The sequence below is a fragment of the Cyclobacterium sp. SOCE241 genome (assembly GCF_056867545.1).
Genome location: NZ_CP149779.1, coordinates 550155 through 565724 on the forward strand (window position 1 = coordinate 550155; position 15570 = coordinate 565724).

Here is a 15570-nt window from a genome sequence, read left to right on the forward strand (position 1 = left end):
TCATGTTTCATATGATCAGAATTTTATGATTGCTTCTTTATCCTTAATCCGATAATCAAAACCCTTGATATAGGACATACTTTCCAGCACTTCCTCAAGCGTTTGTTGAGGATAGGTACCGGAAAACTCCCAAACTATCCCCTCGGCGTTTTGTAATTTGATTTTAACCCCAAACCATTCTTCCAGCGCAGCCTTTACTTGAGGTAATGTGGATTTATGGAACTTTAAAATTCCTTCTTTCCATGCCAATATATCGTTAGCATCAAATACTTTTACATCGTAGGTTCCCTTTGCACTATTATAATCAAGCATCTCTCCAGGAGATAAGGAGGTTTGGGTGAGAGAAGTGCTTACTTTAACTTTTCCACTTACGAGTGACACCTGAATGTTACCTGGGACTTTAGCATTGATATTGAAGCTGGTACCAAGAACGATAGTTGTCAATCCATTCGTACTTACTTTAAAAGGCCTTAAACTATCTCTCTTGACTTCAAAATAAGCCTCACCCTTTAAATAGACGATCCGTTCGCTATTGGAGAATTTTTTGGAAATTCTATTTGGCTGGAGGAATTTACCCATACTTTGGTTCCGTCCCCTAAAGTCAATTGTAATTTCTCACCCGAACCGGTATACTTAAAGACGGTATCAACTGTTTCCAATTCCTCTTCGGCAATAAAATTAATTGTGAAGATGGGGCCAAATGATCCGCCTATTGCTAAGGTGATCAAGAGAATGGCCGCCACTCTATTCATTTGTCCCAGTCTATTCCATAAAGATCGGTATCCTAATTTCTTTTCCTTATTTTCTTTAACTTCGGGTCGATTAGCCTTTTTTTCCGTTGCCTAAGTACTTCTTGAAGTACCTCCTGCTTTAACCCTGTAGGGGAATGTGGAGGTTGAAATGTGGTGCTCAGCAACAACTCTTTTGCCAATTGCATGGTTGGCAATTGTTCCGGATTGGCCTTGCGCCATTGGTCCCAATAGGAATTTAGTTCTTTATCAGGCTTTTTAACCCACCTGACAAACTCCGGATGGGTTAAAAAGTCTTCGATATTGTTCAATGTATTCACAGATAAATAAATATAGGTGCTTAGTTTCTTCTAGATAATTATGGACAAACAGAAATGACTAAATACATTTTCTTAAGTATTGCATGGCCTTATACATCAAATTTCTGGTGGCTTGTTGACTTTCCAAGCCCATCATTTCCTGGATCTGCCTATAAGTAAATCCTTCATAAAAACTGTAATAGATAATTTCTCTTTGTCTGGGACTCAACCCGGCCACAGCAATATTTAACTTAGTAATTTTCTCTTCGCTCAATTGCCGGTCTATCAGTTGGGCTTCATAAGAAAGGGTAAATTGGAATCCCATTGGCAAGACTTCAAGGGGTTCCCTTTTACTCGGCCATTTGGTCACTTCCTTTATAAGTTTTCTTTTCAGGCATTTAAAGAGGTAGAACTTTATGGCATCTGTTGCACCAAGATTTCTCCTTCTTTCTCTGAGCTCTACAAATAAATCCTGTAAGGTATCTTTCACCAAATTTGCGTCTGATACAATGCTGAATCCATAGGCATACAGTATCTCAAAATAGGATTCATAAATAAAGATAAATGCTGATTCATTGCCCTGCCTGAACGCATCCCATGCAGCAGTTTCTGAAGAAAAAATTGAACTGGTTAACGAGGAATTACGCTCTTCCTTGGCTAAGTAGACCGGTGAGATTCTCTTTTCAGGCATTTTGGGTTATTCTTTTCAGTTAATCGTCATTAAAAGAATTCAAAATTAGACTAAAATGTAAAGCCTGGTCTTTTATTGACAATATCCTATTTGGGTATATAAATATAAAGCAGAATAATCTATAAATGTAACCTTCCTTTTTTGTAATTTTTTAGCTATATGAATTAAATTATTGATAATCAGCGTATTTAATTTCAATTAGCGTTTTAATAATATTCTTTTCTTGGGATTGGAAGGTGATATTCTATGCTTGAAACCATGCAAAAGCATATGAACGCAGTTGAATTAAATTCTATTTAAACCTCAAATTAATTAAATATATAGTTTAATAAAACTCTTAGTAAAAAATATTGTAATTTTATGCCAATGGTTCATTTTTTAAAAAGTTTTATAGGCATAGAAAAAATCTTTTAACTTTTTTTCTATTAAAGAGGATAACTTTTCTATGTTTTTGTCTCCTTTAATTGAAACACTTTACTATGTGTAAGCGAGATTATAAGATAGCCGACTTTGTTTTGGACCCGGAATTTCAAAAATGGGTGCTTAACCCTGATGCCCAAACGAAAAAATATTGGGAAAAATACCTGAATGAAAACCCAAAAAAAGGGAGGACATTGCTATTGCAATAAAAATAGTAGCAAATATGTCAAGAAATTCTTCTAAGGTATCTTCTGATAAAATTGAAGAAACTTGGAGTAATATAGAACAGGCTATTGGAAAAACGGTGGTTAAGGAAAAAATAAAAATACTGTTCCTTTGAACGCTGTTAGCACTGTTCTCAAGTTTAGAGATAAGAGAACTAAAAACACTAGGGTAATTTCTCAATTTTACCGTTTGGTTGGAATTTTAGCCATCATTTTTTTTCTGGCAATTTTGGTTAATATTTATCTACCTAGTGTGAATGATACGGAAATTGTAGAGGAGGTGGAAATGCTTGAACATTATGCCCCTCCCGGAGTCAAGGCCAACCTATCCCTTCAGGATGGCTCCAAAGTGATACTAAACTCCGGAAGTACCTTAAGATATATAAAAAATTTCGAAAGTAATCGACGTGTATTGGAACTCACAGGGGAAGCCTATTTCGAAGTGGCGGAAGACACATCGAGGCCATTTAGTGTAAAAACCGGGGCAGTGACAACCACAGCACTTGGAACAACCTTCCATATTTCCTCCTATGACGATGAACCACTGGATATCGCTTTAATATCAGGTAAAGTGGCTGTAGATATTAAATTAAATGAATCCCGACGCCTCAATCTTGAAAAAGGACAAGGCTTGGAAATAGACCTTTCTAAGGATGAGATTAAAAGTTTATCCTTTGATTCCGAAAAGTTACTTGGATGGACAAGAAAGGTGATCATTTTTGATGAAGTGTCTATGTTTGAAATAAAGAGAGTTCTTGAAAATTGGTATGGAGTAAATATTGATTTTATTAATCGTCCAGCTTCAGATTTAGAAATATCAGGCAGGTTTAAGGACCAGAGTTTAGAGAATGTTCTTGAAGGATTAAGTCATTCTGCAAGGTTTGAATACAAATTAGAAAAAATAAAGCGACTTTAAAGTTCCACTAAATTTAGTATGCCTATGTAATGTCTAAAATTTAAAAAAGGCCATAAATGCGCCAACATTTATGACCTTCAATGAAACCGGAACTAGGACTGCCATCCTTTTTCCGAAAATGTTTATTTAATCGAATTTCTAAACAAACGATGTAAAGATATGAATAAATGCCTACTTAAGCATGTTATCTACATGACCAAATTATTTACAATAGCCTTCACTCTTCAGTGTTTGAGCATGAGTTTCCTTCTAGCTTTTAATGGAAATGCCCAAGTTAAAAGCATAGAGGAGGTATCCGTATACCTTTCTTTAAGAGATGTAAAGGTAAAAGAAGCCTTTAAAAGGTTAGAAAAGCTAACGGATTACAATTTTGTTTTCGCCTCTAGGGAAATCGAGAACAGTCAGTTAATCAATGTAGAAAGTAAAGGAGAAAGCCTTTACTTTCTATTGTCTGCCATTGCTGCTCAAACGGATCTCAGTTTCAAACAGGTAAATAGCAACATCCATGTTAAGAAAATGGACCATAAAACGGCTCTAGTTGAAGAAGTTTTGGAACAAATAATTGTTAAGGGCGTCGTGACAGATGAAAATGGCGATCCTTTACCCGGGGCAACAGTAACAATTGCTAATAGCTCAAATGGAACTGTTACAGATTTAGATGGAAATTTCTCAATTGAGGTTGAAGAAGGAGCTACTCTGGTGATTTCATTTATTGGTTTCAAAACTAAGAATGTATCTATAGCCAACCAAACCCAATTTAACATTATCATGGAGCCAGACAATAACGATCTAGAAGAGGTGGTTGTGGTTGGTTATGGAACGGTCAAAAAGAGTGATTTAACAGGCTCAGTATCGAGTGTAAAATCAGACGAAATTAATGCTTTCCCAACATCGAATGTTATGCAAGCGATGGCTGGTAGAGCAGCAGGGGTTCAAATTATCCAGAATAGTGGTGCTCCCGGAGCTGGTATTAGTGTTAGAATTCGGGGTACTAATTCCATCCAAGGGGGCAATGAACCATTATACGTGGTCGATGGATTTCCTTTTTCGGGTAACCCTACAAATTTAAACAACTTTGATATTGAAAGTATAGAAGTTTTAAAAGATGCTTCTGCAACGGCTATATATGGCTCCAGAGGAGCCAACGGAGTTGTGCTGATTACCACCAAGCAAGGAAAAGAAGGTACTTCTAAAGTTGATTTCGAAACAAGTTATAGTACACAATCCATTCGCAATACTTTGGACCTAATGAATGGCAGTGAGTATGCTCAAATCCAGAATATTCAAGCTACCAATGATAATATTCCTTTGTATTTTACTGAACAGGAGGTTGCTAATTTTGGTCAGGGGTTTGATTGGCAAAATTTAATTTTTACTAAGGCTCCGATATTGTCCACATCTTTAAATGTTAGTGGAGGAAGTCCTAAAACTAAATATTCTATTTCGGGAAGTTTTTTTGGTCAGGATGGTATAATTAAAGGAAGTGATTACGATAGGTACTCCCTTAGAGCAAACATCAATCATACTGTTAGTGATAAGATAGCTTTACTTTTTAATAGTAACCTTACCCACCTTAAAACGGAAAGAAGGGACAGTGGAGGGGGTTCACGTGGTAATTCTATGATTGGGGCTGCATTGTCTGCTGCACCAATCTCTCAACCTTATAATGAAGATGGTAGTTATAATGTATTAGGAAATGAATATCCATTTATTGCTCCAGATATTATCAATCCGCTCAATTTCCTCAATGAACAGATGAGTATTGTGAAGGCAAATATTGTTTTGACCAATATGGCTTTTGTATACAAACCCATTCCAGATCTGACATTAAAAATTTCTGGAGGAATTGAAAACAGAGATGACAGAACGGATGCTTACACCTCTAGAAATTTCTTTAACTCTGATGGTAGAGCGAGTGTAAATACAAGTCAATTTAGAAGTCTTTTAAGTGAAAACACCCTAAGTTATGACAAAACCTTTGCGAGCAAGCACCAATTAAATGCCTTGCTTGGATTTACTTACCAAGATTTTACCTCTACTTATTTAAGTGGAAGCGGGGTTGGGTTTTTAAGTGACTCCTTTGAAACCTACAGTCTTCAGGCGGCAAGTACACCGGGAATTCCGAGCAGCGGGTATTCAAATTCTGTATTGATTTCCTATCTAGGTAGGGTTAATTACACATTTGACGACAGGTTTTTATTCACTTTTAGTTTTAGGACGGATGGCTCTTCCAAGTATAGTCCAGGAAACAAATGGGGTTATTTTCCGTCAGGAGCCTTTGCTTACCGCGTATTCAAGGAGTCATTTGTTGAAAATAGTAACTGGCTTTCAGATTTAAAGGTTAGAACTAGTTGGGGGCTTACCGGTAGTCAGGCAATTTCTCCTTATGCAACGCTGAACCAATTAAGCCCTGGAAATACAGTATTTCAAAATAGTTTATTCAACACTTTTGCACCTAGTACAGTCTTGCCTGGCAACTTAAAATGGGAAACCACTGAGCAAATTGATGTTGGAATAGATATTGGGTTTATGGATGACAGAATTTTGTTTAATGCAGATTATTATATTAAAAATACCCGTGACTTACTTAATACAGTTAGGCTTCCAAGTTCTTTAGGATTCACTACTACAATACAAAACGTTGGAAAGGTTCAAAATAAAGGAGTGGAGTTCAGTTTGGATGGAAAAGTTATGACAGGTGACTTTAAATGGGACGTTTTTGGTAATATTTCCTTTAACCAAAATAAGGTAGTAAGCCTACATAATGGCGAGGATATATTAGGCGCCTATGTTAGTGTGTTGGTAGTTGGTGATAATGTTACCATCCTTAGAGAAGGAAGACCTATAGGTCAATTTTGGGGCTATCAGGAAGATGGTTATGATGAAAATGGTAACATCAATTTTGTCGATCAAGATGACAATGGTATCATTAACGAAAATGATAAAACTTATATTGGTGATCCTAACCCTGATTTTATCTATGGGTTTAATTCCACTATGAATTACAAAAACTTTGAATTTAGTTTTTTCCTTCAAGGATCCTATGGAAATGATATTTTTAATGTAAGTTCAATTACCAGCTCAATGGATTTTGGGCAGGGTATGAACATGCCAAAAGAAGTCTTGTATGATCACTGGACACCTGAAAATACTACTGCTAAATACCCTTTGATCAGCAGAAATACCGAGGTTAGAGTTTCAGATAGGTTTATTGAAGATGGGGCTTATTTAAGGTTTAAAAATATTCAGCTGGCCTACAACCTACCTGCTTCTCTTCTGTTCAAAAAATCACTTAATAGCGCGCAGGTTTATGTGAGTGCTCAAAATTTCATCACTTTGACTGGTTACTCTTGGTGGGACCCTGAAGTTAATTCTAGGGGTGCAGGTACCCAACTAGGAATAGACCATTATAGTTATCCTATTCCTAAATCCCTCACAATGGGGGTAAGATTGGGTTTTTAAACAGGGTAGTGAAAACAAATATTCAACCAAAAGTGAAAAAAGATGAAAAGGATAACAACCATACAATTATATATTCTTCCGGTATTCCTCTTGTTATTAATAAGTTGTGAGGACTTATTACTGGAACAACCTAAAACTGTTGCTGTAGAAAACTTTTACAATACGGCTGAGGAAGTAGAGACCGCTGTAAATGCGATTTATTCACCTTTGCGTTCTACCAGAGCAGAGCAGATTGCCATATTAGATGCACATACAGATTGGGGATATGGTAGAGGAAGCCGTGCCCAATACAATGATTTTTCCGGGTTAAATGCTACAAATATCAATACGGCAGGATCCAGATGGAATTCTTTCTATCAAGCCATAAGAAATGCCAATTTGGTCATTTATAATGCGCCAAATGGGAATGATATTAGTGAAGAAGAGATCAATTATTTTATTGCTGAAGCAAAGTTTCTTAGAGCATTGAGTTATTTTGACCTGGTAAGAAATTGGGCCGGTGTACCCTTAAGAACAGAGGATAATATGTTGGAAATTGACTTGCCAAAAAGTTCTGTTAGTGATGTTTATGATTTAATCTTATCAGACCTTGAATATGCTGAAATGCACCTTAATGCTACTGCTAGCCTTATTGGAAGGCCTACAATATATGCTGCCAAAACTTTACTGGCTGATGTTCATTTGACCTTAGGCAATTATGATAAGGCAATGGCGAAAAGCAAAGAAGTTATTGATTCAAACAATTATTCTTTGGTAGAAATAAATGAAGCCAATGACATCCGTACCGATATTTTCGGTTCGGATCTGGTTACTAGCACAGAAGAAGTATTTTATTTTAAATATTCAAGGGAAATTGGACAGGGAAACTTCATGTTATTTATATTGAATCATCCTAGTACCGGTTATTTTAATTTTGGAGGGGCTTACGCGCATTATAGCGATGCTTCTAACCCTTTCTATATCAATTGGGAGGATGGTGATTTAAGAAAAGAACTTTGGGACAAAGTTGATTTTGGCTTGGGACCAAATACCTTGGTAAGTAATAAGTACATGGAGCTGGATGCTGTTGGAAGGAGTGATGGAGGAAATGATTTGCCAATATATAGGTATGCTGAAGTGCTTTTAATTTTTGCTGAATCTTCAGCTAGAAATGCCAATGCAGTAACTGCTGAAGCCTTAGAAGCCTTAAATAAAATAAAAAGAAGAGCTTATGGCTTAGCCATTGATTCACCATCGGAAGTTGATTATTCTTTCTCCTCGGGTGAAATTACAGAATTCCTTGATGCCTTATTACAAGAAAGAGCTTACGAGTTTATCTTCGAAGGTAAGCGTTGGTTAGATTTGAAAAGGGTAGGAAGAGCACAGGAAATGGTAATGAAAAATAAAGGCATTACCATAGCAGACGCCCATTATTTATGGCCAATTCCATTATCCGAGTTGAACTTTAATGGGGCTCTGGATCCGGATACGGATCAAAATCCGGGTTATTAACCAGTTTAATAAATAAGATAACCAAGCCGAATGTTATTGAAGCTATTAATTTAATGGATGGAGAACATTCTAAAAAGGCGATGACATATTTTGATAGTGGATTATTTAAATAATTCGGATTGGTAATAAAAAAGAATTATGAAAAGAAGAGATATGATAGCCACCATGGGAACACTTTCCCTAGGTGTGGCTACTTCGCCCTTTGCAAAAGGAGATGTATTAAAGGAACCTTACAAGGTTGTTCAAAAAATATAATAACGGATATTGTAGTAGTAGGAGGTGGTACCGCTGGTGCAGTGGCAGCGATTCAAGCTGGCCGAGAAGGTCAAAAAGTAACCCTAATCGAGTGCGTTAGCCAGCTTGGTGGTACCACTACTACCGCTGGAGTGGCTTTTCCTGGTATTTTCTTTGCTTGGGGGAAGCAGATTATTGGTGGTATTGGTTGGGAAATGGTACAGGAAGCTGTGGCTTTAAATGGAGATACTTTACCCAATTTTTCTGTCCCTCACGGCCGATGGCATTGGAAACATCAAGTGAGATTAAACGGTCCTCTGTATTCCATATTAATAGAACAAAAATGCGTAGAAGCTGGAGTTGATTTGCGCTATTATGAAACACCTACTAGGATAGCGTTTAAGAATGGATTCTGGGAAATGGAGACCGTTGGTAAAGGGATTACTACCAAAATAAAATGCAAGCAAATCATTGATTGTTCAGGGAACGCAATTGCTGCAAATATTGCTGGGTTTGACCTGTTAAGAGAATCTGAAACTCAGCCAGGAACCCTAATATTTAGGTTGGGAGGCTATGACATGGAAGCCTTGGATTTGGATATGATTAAAAGGGAATATGAAGAGGCTATAGATCGTGGACAATTGGTCAGAGAAGAGTTTCGAGGCAATATAGTTGGCCTTCTAAGTACCAAAGGCGATAATATTCAACATATAAGAGGCGCAGACTCCACAACCTCTGAGTCTCATACTGTCGCTAATATTCAAGCAAGAAGTTCACTTCTAAAACACCTAAAATTTTTAAGGGGCTTGCCTGGGTGCGAGAATATTGTAATTGAGGACATGCGCACAGAAATCGGTATCAGAGAAACTTATAGGATAGATGGTTTGTATCAAATCACACACGAGGATTATACTTCAGGAAAAGTATTTGAGGATTCACTTTCTTATTCTTATTACCCGATAGATTTGCATATAATAGAACATGGTGTTACTCCAAAACAACTAAGTGATGGGGTGGTTGCAACTGTACCTTTAAGGGCTTTGATTCCCAAAAACAGCAAGAACTTTATGGTTGCCGGCAGGTGTTTGTCTAGTGACAGGTTAGCCAATTCTGCCCTGAGGGTTCAAGCCTCAAGTATGGGCATGGGGCAGGTTGCAGGAGCAACAGCATCGGTTGCATGCCGACGAAATGTTTCTCCTGCTGATGTTTCATTGGAAGAGGTAAGACAAATTTTAAGAAACCATGGTGCCATTGTTCCCTCTGTAGCATCTTAGAAAGCTAATAAAATCGATGTTTAAAGTCACAAAGCAACATTTTCTAATAATTATTGCTGCGTTCATTATTGGTATGGTTCCCGTTTCCAATACGGGAACCATACATTACTTCCAAGACAAAACATTAACAATTGAGGCTGTTAAAGTTGATAAAAGACTAATTGATTTTGAAGAGGAGATCTCAATGGACACGCTTTATGGACATTTATCCGTTCAAGGCGATCCGGTATTTTACTCTCGAAATGTCGTCACAAGTGTTTGCTTTGATGGAGAATGTAGGTTACTTGATGTAATTGTATATTGGAACCCTACAGGAAGGTATTTAGGTTTTGAATTGCCTGAAAAAGAACACCTTAGTAAACATGATCATGAACCATTTACAGCGGAAGAGTATATCAAACTCCATTCATTACTAGCAGATCCATTCCTTCCTTTGGGAGAATATTCCTACAATGAGATTGTGATGGAAGGATCTAAAGAAGAATATTCTGATAGCCAATATGAGGTAAAAGAGATTGATGCTGTGTCGAGTGCTACCTCTAAATTTATTCTTGACTATGTGGTTGAAGGTGCTGCTTTCACAACTTACAAATTATGGCACTTGATATATGGACCAACCAATGGAGTGATTAAAGAATGGACTACTGAAAATTTTGATGCTAATTATATTACACTTCTATTAGAAAGTGAAAATCTTTCAGATATTCTATGGACTCTGGAGCAATTGGAAGGAAAGCTTGATCAATACCCAAAAATAAACCCATTGATTTTTGAGTTTATAAAAAGCAGTGAATATAGTCTCTCTGAAAAAGCCATACAAACTATTAATCCACAGAATTTATCTTCCCAATCTTTCCAAATGGATCTGATCGCCCTATTTCCGCAAATGGATAGTGGTAAAAAGAAATGGATACTAGATTTGTTTAAAGAAGCTCCTAATGTTCACCCGGAAACAAAAACCTTTTTTTATGAGTCGATTCTTGACTTAGAAGTTCCTTTAATTGTGTTACTCCTAGAGGTATATCAAAAACAGAAAATGTACGATGCCACCAGTTTGGAAAAAGTTCGTTTGTTGAGCAATTCTGATAACAACTATTTGGCTCAAAAGGCAAAGCAATTTTTAGAAAATGTTCCGAATCCTTAGCAATAAAATTTCATATTATAATTTTCTCAATGAGTACAATAACCTAAGTATGCTGTATTCATGCTATTCCCCAGACAAACGCACTTTTATTTCCCCTTTATTTTCTTCTAAAACCCACGAAGGAATTCTTAGCTCAATTCTTTTTAGGTTTTCAATTTGCTTGTCCAATTCAAGTGGAGCCGGATCAAGTGAGACAATAGACAAGTTAAACTCAGGATGGGATAGGTTTTCCAATTTGAGGGTTTTGCCATCCTGAGTCAAAACAGCTCCACCATCTACTAACTCAATATCGGCCTGCGTCATAAGTTGCCAGGTGATCAATTTTGTAGCATCGTTGGTTTCAATTTGGTCTTCGATGATAATTGATCTTGGGCTATCTTTAATAAACTTCCTAGCAGCGCTTTTAAGTTGACCTGCAAAAGTCGGCGTAAGGTCAAAAGTGGCTTCAGGTTTTTCCCACCTTTAAAGTCTACCAAAGTTGCCAAACCATCAACTATGTGCCGCTTATTATCTACCGAGATTGTACTATGTCCAAAATTATTCTTTGTAAGTAATTTCCATCTGTCACATTCCTGACACCTATTCCATAAATCGAAACCGGCTCTCGACAGCACCCCATAGCTCTGGTTGCCCGGGTCGATCACCCATCGAACACCATTTAATTCAAAAATAAAAGAACCGGCATCCATATTTCCATGGCTTATCGATCCTCGCCCCCCTTTTCCGCCAAAATAATACCCTTCTTTATTCTCCCCCTGACCGGTAAAAATCACAATTGGGTTTGCTCCTTCACCTTTCCAGGCACTTTGAACAAGTCCTGATTCCTTTTCTTCGAACTGTGCTGTCCAAACCAAGCCTGCTCCTGCCAGGCGAGAGATTTTCCCTATCTCATCAGGAGTTTGCATAAATCTTTTAGTATTCAAGTAGTTTCTATCTCCTGTTTTGGAGGCAAACCAACTCAAGGTAAAATCGGTATATAGCTCCGGTACATCCGGACTATCTGCATAATTGTATAATAGTTTGGAAGGTGCTGTGGTTAAAAGTCCGAAATTTGCGCTCTCTTTAAAGCCCGGATAGTCACCTATTCCAAAATCTGTTCCAAAAGCGCTCTCAAGCATCGCTGCAGTTACTGCTGAAAACATTGTCCCATAACCCCAGTAGGTAGCGCCTTCAGGATAAGCACCATCCGGAGCATATGCTGCAAGTGCATGGTTCATGCCTTCGATTGATCTTTTCATGGTTTTTGCTGCCAATTCCGGGTTTTCCTCAGCAATGGCTATGGAGGCTGCAATCATTCCCGCATTACAAACCTGATTCCAGTTATTGGTACCATTGACCCACCTAGGGGTCTCCCCATTTTCAGGCCAACTAGGCATAATACCCTTTTCTATCAATGACTTTTTCGCCAAAGAGATGGTTGATTTGGGTAATTTCCCTGCGGTCCAGTCTAGTGCCAGAGCAATGGCCAATGACATTTCTCCTACATCAAGAAAATGCTTTGGGTTCCAAGTAGGGAAATTACAGGCAGCAATCACTTCTTCATTTAACCTTTGCAAAATATCAGGATTCTTTTCTACGAAATAGACCATTCCTAACATGTTTATTCGATAGAGGAAATCTCTAGAAATACCAAGCTGGTTTTGTTGAGATCGGGGATTATCTGGGATGTCAACTGTAATTAAATCCAATGCCAGTACTGATGCAGCATTGTACTTGATGGCTTGATAAATATGCTGAATAAGGGGATCGGTTTGAAGCTTTTCTCTTAGCCTTTTTTCAGTTGCTTGATTTAAAACTAATCTAGGTTGGGCTTTCTGAAGATTCTTTTTCAGATACGGTACCGATATAGGGTTATTGAGTTGATACGATTGATTAGCATTGTTTTGTGACAGCTGAGCATAAGCCAGGTCGCTCCTTAATGTAACCATAAGAAGGCTTATTATAAACAATAATTGATGTAAATATTTCAAGACAGTTATGCTTAAATAGTTGTATAATTCAAGAAAGATTCCTTACCCAAAAAGAAATTCTATAAAAATTAATAGAATTGAACGGAAAGCTTCACCTTACTATTGGTTCTAAATACTAATCTATATCCCCAAAAAACTCCTCTAAGTCCAGTTTAAACCCTTGGATCACCTTTGACTCTGCCACATCTCCGGAGGTAAGCAAAAGGGAGGGGACATATTTTCCGTTAGAAAGACTATAGATTAACAAATCCTGGGTTTCAGCATGTATGATCCAATATTCCTGAACTCCATTGGACTCATAAAGCTTAAACTTATGCTTCAATTCGGTTTTACTGTTGCTAGGGGATAGAATTTCAACAATCAAATCTGGGGCTCCTATGCAGCCTCTGTCATCCAATTTTTCCCGATCACAAATCACGCAGATATCCGGCTGAACCACATCATGTATTAAATGATCTGCTCTGGATGCTTTTGGAAAACGCACATCGAAGGGTGCATCGTAAACTTGACATGATTTGTCTTCCAAAAAGTAATAGAGTTTAGCAGCCAACTTTATTGAAATTTGCTGATGGATACGTTTTGGGGCAACAGCAGCTTTTTTAAAGGCTTTCCCTTTGACCAGTTCGACCACTTCCTCCATCTGCCATTTCAGGTAATCGGCATAGGAATAATTCCCATATTCCAAATCCGGTTCATTGACATTATCCGGTTTTTTGACTTCCATACTATAAATATACTGATTTTAGGACTATTTTAGAGATAGTGTATTCTAAATTATGGGTTAAAGTATGCTTGAACCTTGAGACCAAAAGAAAATCAAGGAAAAAAGTTACCGGAAGAAAAAAATGGATTTTAGAGAGACTGGAAATATTTGTGCTTATTGTCTTTGAAGGTAGCGTTGATCTTTCAGTTAAATATCTTCGGTTAAATAATCGATAGAATTTTGGTGATTCAGGGTGCGTTCATTGGTTTACATCTTCCTCATACATCAATGCTAAATTATTCATCCATGAGAATTAAAATTAAATTCTAATTCGGACAAAAATCTAATTATATACTATTACCTTTTATTTTGAAAAAAATTGATCATGATTAGCAGAAGAAAAGTAATAAATATTTTATCAAGCCTGCCATTTGGAGGTCTGTTTTTAGGAGCACTTCTGGGTACAAATAGTGCCAGGTCAATGCCTACCACTACTGTGTCCCCAAGTAAAAAGGCTCTTGGCAAAAGCATATATGACTCGATTGGAGTACGGCCACTGATTAATGCCCGAGGCACTGTTACTGTCGTTGGTGCAACTCGGGTCTTGCCTGAAGTACAGGTGGCGATGGACGAAGCGGTGAAGGACTTTGTTCAAATTGATGAACTGATGAATGGAGTAGGACTTCGCCTAGCAGAAATAACAGGGGCGGAATGGGGCGTGGTTTCTTCAGGTGCATCCGCTGCAATATCTATTGCGACAGCCGGTTGTGTGACAGGAGGCGACCCTGATAAGATTTGGCAAATCCCCAATCTGGATGGAATGAAGGATGAAGTGATTATTCCTTCATATTCTCGATCGGCCTATGATGCTGCAGCAAAGGCGGTGGGAGTGAGAATGATCGAGGTAAATAGCCCAGAAGAATTAAAAGCTGCCTTGGGTCCCCGAACAGCTATGATTATGGTCTTAGCAAGTGGTGCATCTGAGGACGGGCCTCTCTCGCTGAAAATAATCTCGGCTCTGGCCAAGCCACTTAACGTGCCAATCCTTGTGGATGCAGCGGCTGAGGGACTAGAAGTCCCAAATCCACATATAGCCCAAGGGGCAGATATGGTTGCTTATAGTGGAGGTAAATATTTACGAGGTCCACAATGTGCCGGCTTATTGATAGGACGCAAAGACTTGGTCCAAGCTTCTTGGATCACAAGTGCGCCCCACCATGGTTTTGGACGTGGGTTTAAGGTGGGACGAGAGGAGATAATGGGGATGCTGACAGCAGTAGAAATGTGGAAAAAACGGGATCATACAGAAGAGTGGAGGATGTGGATTTCGTGGGCCAATTACATCTCCCATCGTTTGGAGCAGGTTCCTGGGGTGAAGACAGAGATTCTTCTCCCAAAAGGAAGATCTAATCGATCACCTTCTCTTCATGTAAAATGGGATATTTCTTTAATTCCACTCACAGGAGAAGATGTTGAAGAACTTTTGTGGGAAAACAATCCCCGAATTGCTGTCAGCGGTGCTGGGAGTTACCTTCCTTTCCCTCCAAATATGGAGCCTAACATACGGATTAACCCTTCCCAACTTATGGCAGGCGAGGAGAAGGTAATTGCCAAAAGCGTTTATGACTTGCTTTCCAATCCACCAAAGATGCAAAAGCCTAGTGGTCCTGCTGCTTTTAACTTAGGTGGCCTTTGGGACTTAGAGATACAATTCGTCGCGAGCATTGTGAACCAAACTTTCATGCTTGAACAAAGAGGAAATGAAATTTTTGGTACCCACCATGCTAGTTTCGGACCTCGTGAGCTAACAGGTACGCTTTATGGTAATGATATTTTGATACGAAGTTCTTATACAAAGCAAGGTGTGCGCCTTAATTTTCAATTTACTGGAGTAGCGAATAACAATAATATGGACGGTATATTGAGTTTGGGTGAATACGGCAGGGCAGAATGGAAAGCAAAACGGAGAAAATATTAAAATCCAGCAGTTTTG

Annotated in this window: 14 protein-coding genes; 7 read left to right on the top strand and 7 right to left on the bottom strand. The window is 38.2% G+C overall.

What is annotated here, in order from left to right:
* Nucleotides 1–15: 15 nt before the first annotated feature.
* Genes WG932_RS02575 through WG932_RS02590 form a run of 4 tightly spaced genes read right to left on the bottom strand, consistent with a single transcriptional unit; the run spans nucleotide 16 to nucleotide 1739 of the window.
* Entirely contained in the window at nucleotides 16–579 is a 564-nt protein-coding gene (locus tag WG932_RS02575; RefSeq protein WP_483086839.1) for a FecR family protein, read from the bottom strand.
* Nucleotides 510–752, bottom strand: coding sequence for a hypothetical protein (locus tag WG932_RS02580; RefSeq protein ID WP_483086840.1), 243 nt, complete (start codon nucleotides 750–752; stop codon nucleotides 510–512). The genes WG932_RS02575 and WG932_RS02580 overlap by 70 nt, the downstream gene beginning before the upstream one ends.
* A gap of 32 nt (nucleotides 753–784) precedes the next feature.
* The gene (locus WG932_RS02585; RefSeq protein ID WP_483086841.1) at nucleotides 785–1069 is read right to left on the bottom strand and encodes a hypothetical protein; all 285 of its coding nucleotides are present in this window, start codon (nucleotides 1067–1069) and stop codon (nucleotides 785–787) included.
* Nucleotides 1070–1127: 58 nt separating this feature from the next.
* A complete protein-coding gene (locus WG932_RS02590; RefSeq protein WP_014021882.1) occupies nucleotides 1128–1739 on the bottom strand; it encodes an RNA polymerase sigma factor in 612 nt (203 codons plus the stop codon).
* Between the two features lie 479 nt (nucleotides 1740–2218).
* Between WG932_RS02590 and WG932_RS02595 the strand changes: the two genes are divergently transcribed.
* The 6 genes from WG932_RS02595 (at nucleotide 2219) to WG932_RS02620 (ending at nucleotide 10904) form a co-directional block, all read left to right on the top strand.
* Complete coding sequence (locus WG932_RS02595; RefSeq protein ID WP_483086842.1) at nucleotides 2219–2368, top strand: hypothetical protein; 150 nt, start codon at nucleotides 2219–2221, stop codon at nucleotides 2366–2368.
* Between the two features lie 127 nt (nucleotides 2369–2495).
* On the top strand, nucleotides 2496–3299 hold the full coding sequence (locus WG932_RS02600; RefSeq protein WP_483086843.1) for a FecR family protein: 804 nt from the start codon (nucleotides 2496–2498) through the stop codon (nucleotides 3297–3299).
* Between the two features lie 237 nt (nucleotides 3300–3536).
* A complete protein-coding gene (locus WG932_RS02605; RefSeq protein WP_483086844.1) occupies nucleotides 3537–6761 on the top strand; it encodes a SusC/RagA family TonB-linked outer membrane protein in 3225 nt (1074 codons plus the stop codon).
* 42 nt (nucleotides 6762–6803) lie between these two features.
* Nucleotides 6804–8252 (top strand): RagB/SusD family nutrient uptake outer membrane protein, encoded by a 1449-nt coding sequence (locus WG932_RS02610; RefSeq protein ID WP_483086845.1) that lies wholly within the window; start codon nucleotides 6804–6806, stop codon nucleotides 8250–8252.
* 119 nt (nucleotides 8253–8371) lie between these two features.
* Nucleotides 8372–9760, top strand: coding sequence for an FAD-dependent oxidoreductase (locus tag WG932_RS02615; protein ID WP_483086846.1), 1389 nt, complete (start codon nucleotides 8372–8374; stop codon nucleotides 9758–9760).
* Nucleotides 9761–9776: 16 nt separating this feature from the next.
* Entirely contained in the window at nucleotides 9777–10904 is a 1128-nt protein-coding gene (locus tag WG932_RS02620; protein WP_483086847.1) for a hypothetical protein, read from the top strand.
* A 63-nt stretch (nucleotides 10905–10967) separates the two neighbouring features.
* Here WG932_RS02620 and WG932_RS02625 read toward each other — a convergent pair whose 3' ends face one another.
* The 3 genes from WG932_RS02625 to WG932_RS02635 form a co-directional block, all read right to left on the bottom strand.
* Nucleotides 10968–11225 (bottom strand): hypothetical protein, encoded by a 258-nt coding sequence (locus WG932_RS02625; protein ID WP_483086848.1) that lies wholly within the window; start codon nucleotides 11223–11225, stop codon nucleotides 10968–10970.
* Complete coding sequence (locus tag WG932_RS02630; protein WP_483086849.1) at nucleotides 11222–12832, bottom strand: heparinase II/III domain-containing protein; 1611 nt, start codon at nucleotides 12830–12832, stop codon at nucleotides 11222–11224. Before WG932_RS02630 ends, WG932_RS02625 begins: the two co-directional genes overlap by 4 nt.
* Before the next feature lie 157 nt (nucleotides 12833–12989).
* Entirely contained in the window at nucleotides 12990–13598 is a 609-nt protein-coding gene (locus tag WG932_RS02635; RefSeq protein ID WP_483086850.1) for a Uma2 family endonuclease, read from the bottom strand.
* Nucleotides 13599–13962: 364 nt separating this feature from the next.
* Between WG932_RS02635 and WG932_RS02640 the strand changes: the two genes are divergently transcribed.
* A complete protein-coding gene (locus WG932_RS02640; RefSeq protein WP_483086851.1) occupies nucleotides 13963–15555 on the top strand; it encodes an aminotransferase class V-fold PLP-dependent enzyme in 1593 nt (530 codons plus the stop codon).
* Nucleotides 15556–15570: the final 15 nt, after the last annotated feature.

Coding starts and splice junctions, on each gene's coding strand:
- WG932_RS02620 (WP_483086847.1), top strand. CDS start 9,777: ATGTTTAAAGTCACAAAGCAACATTTTCTAATAATTATTGCTGCGTTC.
- WG932_RS02610 (WP_483086845.1), top strand. CDS start 6,804: ATGAAAAGGATAACAACCATACAATTATATATTCTTCCGGTATTCCTC.
- WG932_RS02590 (WP_014021882.1), bottom strand. CDS start 1,739: ATGCCTGAAAAGAGAATCTCACCGGTCTACTTAGCCAAGGAAGAGCGT.
- WG932_RS02635 (WP_483086850.1), bottom strand. CDS start 13,598: ATGGAAGTCAAAAAACCGGATAATGTCAATGAACCGGATTTGGAATAT.
- WG932_RS02605 (WP_483086844.1), top strand. CDS start 3,537: ATGAGTTTCCTTCTAGCTTTTAATGGAAATGCCCAAGTTAAAAGCATA.
- WG932_RS02640 (WP_483086851.1), top strand. CDS start 13,963: ATGATTAGCAGAAGAAAAGTAATAAATATTTTATCAAGCCTGCCATTT.
- WG932_RS02630 (WP_483086849.1), bottom strand. CDS start 12,832: ATGGTTACATTAAGGAGCGACCTGGCTTATGCTCAGCTGTCACAAAAC.
- WG932_RS02575 (WP_483086839.1), bottom strand. CDS start 579: ATGGGTAAATTCCTCCAGCCAAATAGAATTTCCAAAAAATTCTCCAAT.
- WG932_RS02595 (WP_483086842.1), top strand. CDS start 2,219: ATGTGTAAGCGAGATTATAAGATAGCCGACTTTGTTTTGGACCCGGAA.
- WG932_RS02580 (WP_483086840.1), bottom strand. CDS start 752: ATGAATAGAGTGGCGGCCATTCTCTTGATCACCTTAGCAATAGGCGGA.